This window comes from Autumnicola tepida (genome assembly GCF_031846485.1).
Taxonomy (GTDB): domain Bacteria; phylum Bacteroidota; class Bacteroidia; order Flavobacteriales; family Flavobacteriaceae; genus Autumnicola; species Autumnicola tepida.
Genome location: NZ_JAVRHQ010000014.1, coordinates 18868 through 34769 on the forward strand (window position 1 = coordinate 18868; position 15902 = coordinate 34769).

Annotated in this window: 9 protein-coding genes; 7 read left to right on the forward strand and 2 right to left on the reverse strand. The window is 41.9% G+C overall.

Going from position 1 to position 15902, the window contains the following annotated elements:
* The first annotated feature begins 158 nt into the window (after nt 1-158).
* Nucleotides 159-2366 carry a glycoside hydrolase family 3 N-terminal domain-containing protein gene (locus RM553_RS12000; RefSeq protein WP_311535177.1) on the forward strand — a complete coding sequence of 736 codons (2208 nt, stop codon included), beginning with the start codon at nt 159-161 and terminating at the stop codon, nt 2364-2366.
* 74 nt (nt 2367-2440) lie between these two features.
* Here the strand turns inward: RM553_RS12000 and RM553_RS12005 are convergent, their stop codons facing one another.
* Both RM553_RS12005 and RM553_RS12010 read right to left on the reverse strand, forming a co-directional pair.
* On the reverse strand, nt 2441-3502 hold the full coding sequence (locus RM553_RS12005; protein ID WP_311535178.1) for a LacI family DNA-binding transcriptional regulator: 1062 nt from the start codon (nt 3500-3502) through the stop codon (nt 2441-2443).
* A gap of 206 nt (nt 3503-3708) precedes the next feature.
* On the reverse strand, nt 3709-4428 hold the full coding sequence (locus tag RM553_RS12010; RefSeq protein WP_311535179.1) for an NUDIX hydrolase: 720 nt from the start codon (nt 4426-4428) through the stop codon (nt 3709-3711).
* Nucleotides 4429-4621: 193 nt separating this feature from the next.
* On the opposite strand from RM553_RS12010, the gene xylE reads away from it, so the two are divergent.
* The 6 genes from xylE to RM553_RS12040 all read left to right on the forward strand — a co-directional run bounded on the left by xylE (nt 4622) and on the right by RM553_RS12040 (nt 15897).
* Nucleotides 4622-6235 carry a D-xylose transporter XylE gene (xylE, locus tag RM553_RS12015; protein ID WP_311535180.1) on the forward strand — a complete coding sequence of 538 codons (1614 nt, stop codon included), beginning with the start codon at nt 4622-4624 and terminating at the stop codon, nt 6233-6235.
* 20 nt (nt 6236-6255) lie between these two features.
* Nucleotides 6256-7749 carry a xylulokinase gene (locus RM553_RS12020; protein ID WP_311535181.1) on the forward strand — a complete coding sequence of 498 codons (1494 nt, stop codon included), beginning with the start codon at nt 6256-6258 and terminating at the stop codon, nt 7747-7749.
* Between the two features lie 3 nt (nt 7750-7752).
* A complete protein-coding gene (xylA, locus tag RM553_RS12025) occupies nt 7753-9066 on the forward strand; it encodes a xylose isomerase (protein WP_311535182.1) in 1314 nt (437 codons plus the stop codon).
* A 617-nt stretch (nt 9067-9683) separates the two neighbouring features.
* Nucleotides 9684-12848: a SusC/RagA family TonB-linked outer membrane protein gene (locus tag RM553_RS12030; RefSeq protein WP_311535183.1), complete on the forward strand. Its 3165-nt coding sequence runs from the start codon at nt 9684-9686 to the stop codon at nt 12846-12848.
* Between the two features lie 12 nt (nt 12849-12860).
* Nucleotides 12861-14498, forward strand: a complete 1638-nt coding sequence (locus RM553_RS12035; protein WP_311535184.1) for a RagB/SusD family nutrient uptake outer membrane protein — start codon at nt 12861-12863, stop codon at nt 14496-14498.
* A 31-nt stretch (nt 14499-14529) separates the two neighbouring features.
* Nucleotides 14530-15897 (forward strand): glycan-binding surface protein, encoded by a 1368-nt coding sequence (locus RM553_RS12040; RefSeq protein ID WP_311535185.1) that lies wholly within the window; start codon nt 14530-14532, stop codon nt 15895-15897.
* The last annotated feature ends 5 nt before the right edge of the window (nt 15898-15902 follow it).

Consider the following 15902-nt stretch of genomic DNA (forward strand, 5'->3'; position numbering starts at 1 on the left):
TGCACATGTATGGCGAAAATTAGGTAAAAAAAGCATGTAAACAAAATTTTTTACGCAATCGGTTGCGTTTAATTTAAATTTATGCGTTATTTGTTAAGCTATTGCGATATTCATCCCTTTATTTTCAAAAAATCATAATTTTCAATACTATAGAAGCCATGAGAATAGTAATTACTAAAGTCCTGCTCATTATTATGGGCATTGTTTTTTTTGCTCAGGCCAATGCGCAAAATTCCGGTAATTCCGGGGCTTATCCTTTCAGGAATCCCGCTTTGCCTGTAGATGAAAGAGTTCAGGATTTAATCAATCGATTGACCCTGGAAGAGAAGGCAATGCAAATGGTGCATAACAGCCCGGCGGTAGAAAGATTGGGTATCCCGGAATATAACTGGTGGAACGAAGCTTTGCACGGGATTGGAAGGTCTGGCGTTGCCACGGTCTTTCCACAGGCCATAGGGATGGGGGCGACTTTTGATGAAGAACTTATAAAGGAAGTGGCCTCTGCAATTTCAGACGAAGCCAGGGCTACACATAATACGGCAGTTGAAAATGGCTATCGCCGCCAGTATAGCGGCCTTACTTTCTGGACGCCGAATATCAATATTTTCAGGGACCCGCGTTGGGGAAGGGGGCAGGAAACCTATGGAGAAGATCCTTATCTCACTTCTATCCTGGGCACTGCTTTTGTAAACGGCCTTCAGGGAGATAATCCAAAATACTTGAAGACGGCTGCGGCTGCAAAACATTTTGCAGTACACAGCGGCCCCGAAAAACTAAGGCACGAATTTAATGCTGAAGCCTCCCAAAAAGATTTATGGGAAACTTACCTGCCCGCCTTTAAGGCCCTTGTGGATGCAGATGTGGAAACCATCATGTGCGCCTACAACAGCACCAACGGCGAACCTTGTTGTGCCAATAAATATCTGCTCCAGGATGTTTTGCGTGATAAATGGAATTTTGACGGGCATATTGTGAGTGATTGCTGGGCTTTAGTTGATTTTTATGAAGGGCATAATGTAGTGGAAACTACTGAAGAGGCTGCCGCACTTGCTATTAAAAGTGGTGTGAACCTTAACTGCGGAAGTGTTTATCCGCATCTTCCCGCCGCAGTAGAGCAGGGATTGGTGACCGAGGAGGAAATTGATGAACAGCTGGCAACTTTGCTAAAGACCAAGTTCAAGCTGGGCCTTTTTGATCCGGCTGAAGATAACCCGTATTCTAAACTTTCTGTGGAAGATTTAAATACCGAAGAACACCGGCAGCTGGCCAGGAAAACCGCGCAGAAGTCAATTGTAATGTTGAAGAATAATGGGGCGCTTCCATTAAAGAATAATCTTTCCAAATATTTTGTTACCGGGCCTAATGCTACAAGTGTAGAAGTGTTGCTGGGGAATTACCATGGAATAAACCCTGATTTAGTTACCATTCTTGAAGGACTTGCAGGAGCTATCGAGCCACAAAGCCAGATGCAGTACAGGCAGGGGACCTTGTTTGATCGTCCCAACGCAAACCCACAGGATTGGGCTTCTCCAAACGCTGGGAACAGTGACGCTACTATTGCCGTTTTGGGAATTTCAGGAGTATTGGAAGGCGAAGAAGGCGAGTCTATAGCTTCTGAAACTTTCGGTGACCGCCTGGATTATAATATTCCGCAGAACCAGATCGATTATTTACAAAAATTAAGCGATGCCGCAGGCGATAATCCTGTTATTGCGGTAATTACCGGCGGTAGCCCAATGAATCTTGAAAAAGTGCATGAATTGGCAGATGCGGTGTTGCTCGTATGGTATCCCGGCGAAGAAGGAGGTAACGCGGTTGCCGATGTGATTTTTGGCAAAGTTTCTCCTTCGGGAAGATTACCGATCACTTTTCCAAAATCTCTTGATGACCTTCCTCCTTATGAAGATTATAGTATGAATGGCCGGACTTATAAATACATGGATGAGGCGCCAATGTACCCGTTTGGCTACGGGCTTAGCTATACCAGTTTTGACTATTCTGGTATCAACCTGTCAAAGAATAAGGTGAAAAAAGGCAATTCCCTTCAGGCTTCAGTTAAAGTTACCAACACCGGCGAGAAAGGAGCCGAAGAAGTGGTACAGCTTTATGTGTCAGATGTGGAAACTTCAGTAGATGCTCCAAAATACCAGTTATTCGGGGTGAAAAGGGTGAAACTGGAGCCGGGTGCTTCCGAAGAAATCAGTTTTGAAATTACTCCGGAGATGATGGAACTGGTTAACCTGGAAGGAGAGCGTGTATTGGAAAAAGGAGATTTTAAAGTCTATCTGGGCGGTTCTACTCCCCACCAAAGAAATGTTGAGTTGGGGATGACTGAAGTTGAAGAAGCCACTTTTACGCTGAATTAGATCTTATCTAACAGGTGGTAATGAGGGTGCTAATTGCCTGGTGAGAGACCAGGTATAGCTGAATCCTGCAGGGACTATGAAGTGTGCAGAAGGCTGCTTTGCACTGTTTTCTTAAGACTGGAATTTCTAACGATAATTTCTGTGTCCAGCATCGTAATTTCTGAAATATTGGTATCGAGGTTTTCTGATGAATGGTCCAGGATGCGCTGGGTGGAAATTTCTCCCATTTTCATGGCGGGATGTGAAACGGTAGATAATGCCGGTTCGACAATGGAAGCTATGGGATCGTCATTAAAACCAATAACGGCGAATTCATCCGGCACTTTTACTCCTTTTTTCTTGGCAGTCAGGATGGCGCTTACGGCGGCAGTGTCATTGGAGGAAAACAAGCCATCAGGTGGGTTGGCCATATCTAACAGCCGGTTTGTAGCTTCTTCTCCTTCTTCAGAACTCATGGTATTGAAGTCCACAATTAAATCTTCGTCAATTTCCAGCTTACTTTCCCTTAGGGCATCCAGATAACCTTTTTTCCGAAGATTATACACATTAAGGTGCTGCGCCCCGGCAAAATGGGCGATCCTCCTGCAACCCTGGTCTATAAGATGTTTGGTGGCACGATATCCTGCCGCATAGTTATCAATAATGACCCTGTAGGAATTAAATGAATCCGGGACACGGTCTACAAAAACAATAGGGATATTCTGGTCTGCAAATTGTTGAAAATGGCGGGTATCTTTTGTTTCCATGCCCAGGGAAACAATTAAACCACAAATTCGGCTGTCATAAAGTGCCTTGGCATTGTTTATTTCATTCTCATACCGGTCATTGGATTGGCTAATAAGTACATTGTGGCCGGCTTTTCGGGCAGCTTCTTCCACGCCACTAATTAAGGAAGCGATAAAGGGCCTGTTAATCCTGGCTATCATTATGCCTATGGTCTTACTTTTATTATTCCGAAGGCTGGCTGCGATAGAATTTGGGCGGTACCCCATATTATTTGCAGCTTTTTGAATTTCCCTGGTCGCTTTCTGGCTGATGCTCTTATGATTGTTTAGAGCTCTGGAGATGGTGGAAGGTGAATATTTTAACTCCCTGGCCAGGTCATAAATAGTTACTTCCTTTTTTTTCTTCTTCATTACAAAAGATATTGACGCTTGCTGGTTTCAAAGACCTTGCTGGTTGTTGCGCAGAATTTCAAATATAATGAATTCATTTTATTCATAAGCCTTTAAAATAGGTAGATTCGAAACGGCAACAATTGCGTTGTAACCTAGAAATTCAATGCAACAATAAGGGGGACTGTAATAATTGTAAAAATAACATTAATTGGAGAAATTCTCACTCAAAATTCGAAGCTAAATCCTTTTTCGGTAAGTCTTTTATAAATGTTATCATCAAAACGGTAAAGTTTGGCCGCCCGGTGGGATACATCTTTTTGTTTTTCGTTTAGATCCACCAGGAGTTTCATTCGCAAAATTTTCCTGCGGAAGTTGGGTTTATCCATTTCCACGCCCAATATTTCTTCATAAAGCTGCATGAGTTGAAGTAAAGTAAATTTTTCAGGAAGCAAATTAAATCCGATTGGTGCTTTTCTTACCCTACGTCTTAATCTTTTCAGGCTGTACTCCAGGATTTCATTATGATCATAAATGAGATCAGGGATTTCATTGATTTTGTACCATTTCGCTTCAGATGCGGTAAACCCCGCTTTAACGTTATAATCTTCTCTTTTTATAAGGGCATTATAGCCAATGGTAATTACCCTTCCTACGGGAAACCGGTCTGGTTCCCCAAAAGCCTTGAGCTGTTCCAGGTAAATATTGTCCAGTCCGGTAAGCTCCCTTAGCAGCCGATGTGCGGCCTCATCCAGGCCCTCCTGTTCTTTTATCCAGCCCCCGGGCAGTCCCCATTCCCCTTTCCTGATGCCCTGGCCGTGCTTTACCAGCAAAATTTCCAGGCTACCTGCTTCAAAGCCAAAAATTACGCAATCTATGGTGATGGAACTCATCACACGGGCTTCTATCAATTCGCCCGACTCATGGTTAATTAATGTTTTTTTCATGGGTTCTTGTATAAGTCTTTTCAGAGGCTCATTTCTGCTATCCTAATATTTTTAAAATATAAAAGAGAATGAACTGGCAATTTTAGTAAATATTAATAAAAAGGTTTAATAAATTGCTAAACTAAAAAATATTATCTAAACTTGTGGTCATACAAACCATAAGGTATAAACTTACACATAATTTCCGCAAACGATGGCGACAGCAAAAATTAGTCAAAAAAGTGTTTACCTCATAACAATAGTTGCGAGTCTGGGAGGCTTGCTATTTGGTTATGATACCGCAGTTATTTCCGGAGCGGTTGGCGCACTTGAAAATTATTTTATTACCTCCCTTCAGGATGATGCAGTTCTCTCGGCGAGTACTATTTTTCAGTTTAAAGTCATTATCAGCTTATGTATACTTGCTGTAGGGATTCTATTTGCTTCATTTATTCTTAAATTTTTTAAAAGAACCAAAGCCTATGCGATTATTGCCGGGATTCTAATTTTAGGAGGCGCTATTTATTATTTCCAGTTTTTATCCCTGCCAGATGTAATGACCGAGAATTTACAAAACTCTATTCTTGGGTTTATGATTAGCAGTGCTTTGGTTGGCTGTATAATTGGCGCATCTATGGGGGACAAGGCGGCAAACTCTATTGGCCGTAGAAATGGCCTTATTCTGGCGGCCATTTTGTTCCTGATTTCTGCCTGTGGTTCTGCCTATCCGGAACCGATGAATATCTTCCAGGCCAATACTTTAACTTCCTTTATAATTTACCGGATAATTGGTGGAATAGGCGTTGGCCTGGCGAGTATGCTGGCACCGCTTTATATTGCTGAAATGGCACCTGCCAATATCCGGGGAAAATTGGTTTCCTTTAACCAGTTCGCAATCGTTACAGGGATGCTGGTGGTTTATTTCGTGAATTATTTTATAGTGAGCGGCCAGACGGAAGACTGGATTAACCTAACAGGCTGGCGTTATATGTTTTTATCTGAAGGTATCCCAGCGGTACTGTTCTTTCTGTTTTTACTGGTGGTGCCCAAAACTCCACGTTTTCAGACGATGAAAGGGAATGAAGAAGATGCGGTGAAGGTGTTGACCAAACTAAACGGTCCTGAAAAAGCCTCGCAAATCCTCCAGGAAATAAAAGCGTCCTTCAGTAAGACGCGGGCCCATTGGCTCACCTTTGGGTGGGGAATAATAGTAATAGGTATTCTGCTTTCGGTTTTCCAGCAATTTGTGGGGATTAACGTGGTGCTTTATTATGCTCCTGAAATTTTTAAAGGAATGGGAATGGAGACCGATGCTTCCATGCTCCAGACCATTATAGTGGGGGCTATAAATATGCTTTTTACCGTCCTCGCTATTTTTACCGTGGATAACTTCGGAAGAAAAAAATTAATGCTCATAGGAAGCGCGGTGATGGCTGTGAGTATGATCGGGCTTGGTGTAGTGCTTTACCTTCAGTCTGAAGGAATCTTCGCCTTGCTTTGGATGCTGCTCTATATTGCTGCATTCGCTATGTCCTGGGGCCCTGTAACCTGGGTATTGCTTTCTGAAATTTTTCCGAATAAGATAAAGGGCGTTATGGCTGTGGCCGTGGCAGTACAATGGCTTGCAAACCTTTTGGTATCCTGGACCTTCCCTATGATGAACAATAATGAAGCTTTGGTGGAAACATTTAACCATGGATTCTCTTACTGGATCTACGGAATTATGGCGGTGCTCTCCGGACTTTTCATCTGGAAATTTGTACCTGAAACTAAAGGAAAGACCCTTGAAGAAATGGAACTTTTATGGGGGCCAAAAGATAAATTATAAGAATTGAAAAAAAATAAATTATGTACTTCTTAGGAATAGATTTAGGAAGCTCTTCCATAAAACTTTCGGTTTTAGATGCTGAAAAGGGAAAAGAAATTTGTGCAGTGACCGTTCCCGAAGCCGAAATGGAAATGATTGCCCCCAAATTCGGCTGGGCAGAGCAGGACCCTGAATTATGGTGGGACTATGTAAAAAATGGCCTGGGCAAAATAAAGAACAAGCACCAGGTAGATCTTAAGAAAATACAGGCAATTGGCATCGCTTACCAAATGCACGGGCTGGTGCTTACCGATGAAAATCTCAAGCCTTTAAGGCCTTCTATAATTTGGTGTGATAGTCGTGCGGTAGCAATAGGAAACGAAGCTTACAAAGCAATTGGCCGGGAAAATAGTCAAAAACAGATCCTTGGAAGCCCGGGCAATTTTACGGCTTCCAAATTAAAATGGGTAAAAGAAAACGAGCCGGAGATCTATAAGAAGGCAAAATACATGATGTTGCCGGGAGATTTTATTGCCGCGAAACTTTCGGGTATTGCGCAAACTACTGCTTCAGGTTTATCTGAAGCTGCCTTATGGGATTTTCCAAATGGAAAACTGGCTACGGAAGTTTTAGAAAAGATGGAACTTTCTGAAGATTTAATTCCCGAAATAGTGCCCAGTTTTGCAAAGCAGGCAAAGGTGAATGCTGAGGTTGCTTCAGAATTAGGCCTAAATCCCGAAGCTTTCATTGCCTACAGGGCAGGAGATCAGCCAAACAACGCTTTATCCCTTAATGTTCTAAATCCGGGGGAAATAGCCACCACGGCTGGCACTTCGGCAGTGATTTACGCGGTGACCGATAAGGATATTTATGACGAGCAAAGCCGTATAAATACCTTTTTGCATGTAAATAATAATGAGGATCAGAAACGTAACGGAATTCTGGGAATTATTAATGGATCCGGAATTTTATACCAATGGCTCAGGAAAACTATTTCCCTGGGCCGAAAGGAACTCCTTTCTTATGATGTTTTAAATGAAGAAGCCGCTAAAGTGGCCCCCGGAAGTGAAGATTTAAAATTTTATCCTTTTGGAAACGGTGCGGAACGGATTTTTAACAACAAAGGAGTGAATTCGGGAATAGAGAACCTGAACTTTAATATTCATAAACCCGCACATTTGATCCGCTCTGCATGTGAAGGAATTGTTTTTGCCATGAATTACGGTTTTGATGTAATGAAATCCTTAGGCACCTCGGGCGATGTGGTACGTGCAGGGAAAGGAAATCTCTTCCTGAGTCCCGTTTTTAGGGAAATTTTCTGCAATACCACGCAGGCCAGCGTTCAGCTTTATGAAACATCGGGAGCAGAAGGGGCAGCCCGTGGAGCAGCTTATGGTTATGGTTATTATAAAAACCTGGATGAAGCTTTTGGGAATCTTGAAATCCTGGAGAGCCTGGAGCCTCAAAAAGAATTATCGGCTCAATACCAGGACATATACGAAAATTGGAAACAGCATATTAAAATAGAAGAGTAGATTATGGAAAGTAAATTTTTTAAAGACGTTAATGAGATCAAATTTGAAGGCCGGGAGAGTGATAATCCTTTAGCATTCAAATGGTACGATGAGAACAGAATGGTGGCCGGCAAGAGCCTTAAAGAGCATTTGCGCTTTGCCACGGCATACTGGCACACCTTTAACAATACCGGAGCCGATCCTTTTGGCCCTGGAACAGAAACCTTTGAATGGGACAAAAGTGACGATCCCATTACCCGTGCAAAGGATAAAATGGATGCCGCTTTTGAATTTATGACAAAGCTGGGAATGCCATATTATTGTTTTCATGATGTGGATGTGGTGGACGAAGCGCCAACTCTTGCTGAATTTGAAAAGCGTGTACAAACTATGGTGGAGTACGCTAAGCAAAAGCAACAGGAGACAGGAATTAAACTTCTTTGGGGAACTTCCAATTTGTTCAGTAATCCACGTTTCATGAATGGTGCAGCCACCAATCCAAATTTCGATGTGCTCGCTTATGCCGGAGGGCAGGCAAAAATTGCTTTGGATGCAACCATTGCGCTAAATGGTGAAAATTATGTATTCTGGGGTGGTAGAGAAGGCTATATGAGTTTGCTGAATACCGATATGAAAAGAGAGCAGGATCATTTAGCAAAATTCCTGCATACCTGTAAAGATTATGCACGTAAACAGGGCTTTAAAGGTACCTTCTTTATAGAGCCTAAGCCTATGGAGCCAACGAAACATCAGTACGATTACGATGCTGCTACTTCTTTGGCATTTATCAACAAATACGAGCTTCAGGATGATTTTAAACTGAACCTGGAAGTAAACCACGCAACTTTGGCGGGTCATACATTTCAGCATGAGTTACAGGTGGCTGTAGATGCGGGGATGTTAGGAAGTATAGATGCCAACCGCGGTGATTACCAAAACGGCTGGGATACCGATCAATTCCCTATCAATCTCTATGAGATCACCCAGGCGATGCTGGTAATTCTTGAAGGAGGAGGAATCCAGGGTGGTGGAATTAATTTCGATGCGAAAGTACGACGTAATTCGACCGACCTGAAAGATAAATTTATTGCGCATGTTGCCGGAATGGATGTTTTTGCCCGTGGATTAATTTGTGCAAGTGAAATCCTGGAAAATTCGGATTACAGAAAGCTGCGTAAGGAAAGATACGCTTCTTTTGATAGTGGCAATGGCGCCAAATATGAGAGCGGGGAACTTTCTCTTGAAGACCTTAGCAAAATTGCCCGTGAAAATGGTGAACCAAAACAAATAAGCGGTCAGCAGGAACTCTATGAGCAAATCATTGCTAATTCTTATTAATTAGTAATCTGCTTTTTATCTGCAGTTATAAAGTATAAAGGAAAAGAGGCTGCATTTAGCAGCCTCTTTATACAATTACTTGGAAAAAATATATTTTTTGGATGTTACAGTTAGTCTTTATACCATCTCAAGATATCTTATGTCTGGGCTGGGTTTTGTTGTTCTAATTCCCGTAGGCCAATAAAATTTCGCTCAACACTACATATAGGTGCTACTTTAATTGAAATGAGGGAAATTCCAGGATATCAGACCCCAAATTTTGGGTATTTATCATAAGATATTTCAGGTTTTGAAGCTGAAATTTTACGTAAAAGTTACAAATTAATTTCCCGTGAAACTTCCGGAGCAGATTTCCCGCAAAATGAGCCTGAAAGGCCCTGTTATAAAGGGAATGCTTCAAAATTTATGTAGAGTTGCAACATATGTGGTATTCCAATTGAGGTTAGGCTGATATATTTGTTTAGTAACATTTAAGATTCCTTAACTATATTTTATTAATCAATCGATTTCGTGACATAAATTACATTATTCGCTTTATCAATTTAGCAGATCATGCAAACAAAATCCTGATTCAATTATTAAAAAATATTTTAACTCGCTATCAAATTAATTCGACAATGACAAATCATTTACTTAATGAATTAAGCCCTAAGATTCGAAGCCTTTTCTGTTTTGTTCTTATGAGCCTCATTAGTTTCACCGCATTCGCACAAAGTACAGTTACGGGCACCGTGACAGATGAAAATGGTCCTGTACCTGGAGTAACAGTTATGTTAAAAGGAACTTCTAACGGAGTGGTTACCGATTTTGATGGAAACTATACCATTAATAATGTTCCTGCTGATGGAGTACTTGTTTTCAGCTTTGTGGGTTTTCAGACTAAGGAAGTACCAGTGAATGGCCAAAGCCAGATTAATACCACATTAGAAACAGATGTTTCATCACTGGACGAGGTGGTTGTAGTAGGTTACGGTACCATGAAACGGAAAGACCTTACCGGGGCGGTGGTTTCTGTTGCAGAAGATGCAATCGAAGAATCCATACCTACCACCCTGGACCAGGTACTGCAGGGACGTGCCGCAGGGGTGCAGATACAGCAAAACAGTGGTGCGCCTGGCGCCAGCTCTTCTATCCGTATAAGGGGGATTAGTTCCATTACTGGATCTAACGAGCCAATTTTCGTTATAGACGGGGTTATTGTGGAAAGCCAGACGGGCCAGGGAGGGCAGAATGCTTTTGCATCTGTTAACCCATCTGATATTGTTTCCGTAGACATCCTAAAGGGTGCTTCAGCTACTGCTATTTACGGCTCCAGGGCATCTAACGGGGTTATCCTTATTACCACCAAGCGCGGTAAAAACGGGGAAGCCACAATAAACCTTAACAGCTATGTGGGATACCAGGAAATACCAAAGCAATTAGACCTGTTGAACCTTCAGGAGTACGCCATTCTTAAAAATACCCGTGCCGATCTGGATATTGTTCAGCAGGATCCGGAGTTTATTCGCACAGACCTCCTGGGTGAGGGAACAAACTGGCAGGACGAGATGTTTACCCGGGCTATGATGCAAAGCCATAATCTTTCAATTTCGGGAGGTAACGATAAAACTACCTACTCCATGAGCGGTGGGTATTTAGACCAGGAGGGAATCGCGCTGGGTTCTTCCTTTAGCCGCCTTAACCTACGAGGGGTTTTTGATTCGCAGTTAAAAGATTATTTAAAGGCAGGTATAAATTTCGCCTTCAATAATATAAAGCAAACCACCACATTTTCTGATCAGTCTTTGATTTTAACCGCATTAAGACAAACGCCAAATGTGGCCGTGCGAAATTCTGAAGGTACTTTTGATGGCCCAGTTACAGACGAATTTACACAAACCAACCCGGTAGGTTTGGCTAGCATACGTGATAACGACAATGAAAGTGCGGGGATTAGGGCCAATGCTTATGCTGAAATAGAATTCCTTGAAGGCTTAAAGTTGAGGTCCGAATATTCTATAGACTACGGCGTATCAAACAACTATACCTTTAATCCTTCTTACGAGTTTGGGGCCATCGTAAATAATGTTAGGGAAGGTAGCAGGACAAAATCCTACAACAAATATTATAACTTTAGAAATGTTCTTACTTACGAACGCACATTTGGTGAGCATAGCATAAATGCTATGTTGGGCCAGGAATACCAGGAAACGCTTTATGAAAGCCTGTACGGCTATAAGTCGGGCTATTTAACCAATGGGGCTACAGATCTAGGTTTAGGTGATGATTTAACTGCACGAAATTCCAGTGGCAGCAATAGAACGGCCTTAAGTTCACTTTTTTCACGGGCCTTTTACTCCTTTCAGGATAAATATTTGCTTACGGCAACTTTACGGTACGATGGTTCTTCAAAATTTTCAAGTGAAAATCGCTGGGGATGGTTCCCGTCTGCAGCATTTGCCTGGAGGGTTTCCAACGAAGACTTCCTGAAAAATAGCGAGGTTATCAATAACCTTAAGCTTCGTCTTGGTTATGGGGCTGTTGGAAACCAGTTCGTGCCCAACAACGCTTATTTCTCTGTTTACTCTGGTTCGGCAACACCTTTTGGTACAGGTTTGTTAGCTTCAAATACGGCAAATCCAGACTTGCAGTGGGAGACCACCTATTCCAGCAATATAGGCTTAGACCTTAATATGTTTAACAACCGAATTGAATTTATTGCTGATGCTTACTATAAAAAAACGGAAGACTTATTGTTGCTGGCTCCATATCCCGACTACTCGGGGACTACAGGTATAGGTGCTGCTTCTGCTCCTTATGTAAACATCGGTTCTCTTGAAAATAAAGGTCTTGAACTAACTCTTAATACGGTTAATGTTGATAAGGGAGATTTCTCCTGGAGAACAAACCTGGTTTTCACCCTTAACAGGAATAAAGTGCTGGACCTGGCCACAGAAAATGGAATTATAAACAGGACCTTACAACAGGGCTCAGATGTGACTATTGTTACCAGAACAGCTGTGGGCAAACCTATAGGCCAGTTTTATGGTTATAAAGTAATTGGACGTTTTGAAGATGCTACAGATTTCTACTATAGAAATGAGGATGGAGAAGTAGTGCCTACCGCTTTACCGGAAGGTTTGGAAATTGGAGAAAATGGAGTATGGATTGGAGATTATATTTTTAAGGATATCAATGAAGACGGGGTTATTAATGATCAGGACAGGGATTATATAGGAAACCCTTTACCCGATTTTACTTACGGGATTGGCAATACCTTTAGTTATAAAGGTTTCGATTTAAATGTGCAGCTTTCGGGATCTTATGGAAACGAAGTGGTAAACTACCAGAGGCGTTTTCTGGAAAATCCTCGTGAAAACACTAATTTGTTGAGCACGGCCCTTGGTTATGCCGAGCTGGGGCTAATAGATCCTGAAGGCCCGAATGATTATCGAAATGTGCAAATTGTAGGTGGAGATCCTCATATGCCACGTATTGCTGCCTCATCAGCAGCATCAACATCCAACTTTAGGTATAGCGACAGGTTCCTGGAAGATGGCTCTTATCTGCGAATCCAGAACATTTCCTTCGGATATAATTTCCCACGCGACTGGGTAGAGCGATTGGGGCTTCTTAACCTGAAGTTATACACCAACATGCAGAATGTATATACGTTTACTGAATATTCAGGATTTGATCCTGAAGTGGGATCAATCAACCAGGATGCGCTTTTAACGGGAATAGACAATGGTCGTTATCCTTCGCCTCGTATTATAATTGTAGGCTTAAATGTCAATTTTTAAAAAAAGATTATTATGAGTACAAATAAATTATTTTTAAAGCTTCTATTAGCAACGATATTCGTTAGTTCTTACAGCTGTAGCGATGATCTTGAAGTAGCGCCAAACGATGTGATCGTTAAAGAAAATTTTTTCAATTCTGAAGCAGATTTCAGGGCGGCAACGGCACCTCTTTACAACAGGGTATGGTTCTCGTTTAATGACAAATTCTATTTTGGGCTAGGGGATGGCCGTTCTTACAACTTATATGCACCGTTTTCTGACTATGTTTATCCTTTCAGCGATTTAACAGAAACAGGTTTAACAGGCCCGCTGGTAGAAGCATGGAGATCATTTTACATTGTTATTCAGCAGTCCAACAATACTATTGAAGCTATTAGAGGAAGCAGTGTAGCTGAAGAATTAAAAACCCAGTATATAGCTGAAGCCCGTTTTATGCGTGGTACCGCATACTGGTATATCGCCTCATTGTGGGGAGATGCTATTATCACAACAAGCCAGGCTGAAATTATTAATAATCCTATTATTAATAAAAGCCCCAGGAATGATGTTTTTGAATTTGCCATCCGCGACCTGGAGTATGCCGCCATGTATTTACCAGAGCAGGCAGGCCAGGCAGGTCGTGTGACAAAATATAGTGCTTACGGCATGTTGTCCAGAGTTTATCTATCCTACTCCGGAGTTAGCGACAATCCCAATAGCGGTACAAGAGATGCAGGGCTTCTGAATTTGGCTAAAATGGCCGCAGAAAAAGCTATTACTGAAGGCCCCTATTCCTTAATGGACGATTATGCCGATTTGTTCATGGTGGAAAGTAATAACAATTCAGAATCTATGTTCGCCCTGCAATGGGTGCCAAACGGAGAATATGGTGTTACTAATCCACACCAGGCTTATTTTGCGCTTGGTTCAGAAATAACAGGAGATGATGCGGCATGGGGATATTACACAAGAGCATCTTATGACGTTCTCCAGGAATATGAACAAAACGATGTAAGACGTAAAGCTACCTGGATGGCAGACGGTGATTTCTATCCTGAAATAAGCCAGGCTAATGGAGGTTATCTTGTTGAGCATGAAAATACTTATGTAAATGTGAAGAAAGGTGTGGTGGGTTCTAATAAAGATAATCCGGATATTTCAAGGATGAATTCCGGCTTAAATACCTATATGCTTCGCCTGGGTGAAGTATATTTAAATTATGCTGAAGCGGTTTTGGGCAATAATGCTTCCACGAGTGATGCCACAGCTTTAATGTATGTAAACGCTTTGCGTGAAAGGGCTGGCCTGGAACCAAAGACGAGTCTTACTTTTGACGATATTTTTCATGAGAGAAGGGTAGAGCTTGCTATGGAAGGTCAGTTTTGGTATGACCTGGTGAGACGCGCATATTACGAACAGCAGGAAGTAATACAGTATATAGATAACCAGGAAAGAGCTGTAATAACTCCTTTTACATACGATGCTGAAACCAATACGGTTTCTGTTGATGACACACGCGATGTTACCACACGTGCGGTTGGCGATGCAGACGGCAGTATTTTTATTCTGCCTTATCCTGAATCTGAAGTGGTTCAAAATCCATTGCTAAGGGAAGAACCTGTGCCATATGAGTTTACAGAAGAACGACTGACGGATGAATTATTCCAGTAAAAGTTGATAACGAACAAAATTTAAAAATAAGATGAAGCAAAAAATTTTAAATAAAAGTAACAGGATTTGTTTCTCCTTTCTGGGGATAATATTAATGGCCTTGCTATTTACCTCTTGTTCCAATGATGATGATGGGGCTTCCGGAGGCGAGATTACTATAGATGCTGTATATCTGGAAGATGTAAATTCTGATGTTCCGGACAGGGAGGTGGATTTTGCCAGGCTGGGCCAGCTTTTGCGCCTTGAAGGTTCTGGCTTTACAGGAGTGAGGAGAGCTTATATCAATGGGTTCCAAACATCCTTTAACCCGGTATATGTTTCTGATAATTCCATGCTGATTCGTGTTTCTGCAGATACTCCAACAATAGAGGCTGAAGAAGATGTGCGCAATACTATTCGCTTGGTAAAAGACAATTCTGAAACCATTATTGATTTTGAAATCCGCTCTTCGGCGCCAAGTATTACAAAGATTTCTAATACCCTGCCTAACCCTGGAGAAGAAATTACGGTATATGGTACAGGTTTGATAGAGGTAAGCAGAGTGGTTTTTCCAGGTGATGTGGAGGTTACTGAAGGCATCACTTATGATGAAGAAGAGGGTGAATTTTTCACGGTAACTGTTCCGGAAGGAGTTTCTGAAGACGGAGGATCGCTTTATGTGGAAACAGCAAACGGGGCTGCTTATTCGCCTGCTTTTTTCAACGTGGAAAGAGGTGTTATCCTTAATTTTGACGGGATGGGAGAGCTAGGGGAATTTGGCAACACCATCCGCCAGAGCCAGTTGGAATCAGAGCCACTTGGAATGGGCAATGTTTCCCATGGAAATTATGTGCCGCTTCGTAATGATACCATTGCTTCTTTTGGTGCTGGTAAAAACCGTGTGGCAGAAGTGTTTACTTCCGGTAACGAAAGCTGGCGTTCACAATTTACACCATTTATCCCGGCTGATACCCCGCTGGATGAAGTAGCTTTTCAATTTGATATTTATGTGCCTGAACCATGGGAAGGCAGCGGATACCTTAAAATTTTGCTGATAAACAACTTCAACGGTGGCGAATGGACCGGTGGAGTATATAATTATGTGCCATGGATTGTAGATGGAGAAGTGGAACCATTTGAAACAGAAGGCTGGCAAACAGTAACCATCCCTTTTACAGATTTTTATTTATTTAATGACGGTGAAGATTATACTTTTGAAGATGTTCTGCAGTACCGGGAGTCTGCTACTTATAAGAACTTCGGGATCTTCTTCGAAAATTCCGATTTTAACCTGAGTGATATTCCGGAATACAGTAGCGATGTTGAATTTCCTTCTTCAGAAACATCAGTACAGGTCTATACCGATAACTGGAGGATAGTTTCCTTAGAAACTCCAACGGTAACCGACTTTCCTGAATAAACTTA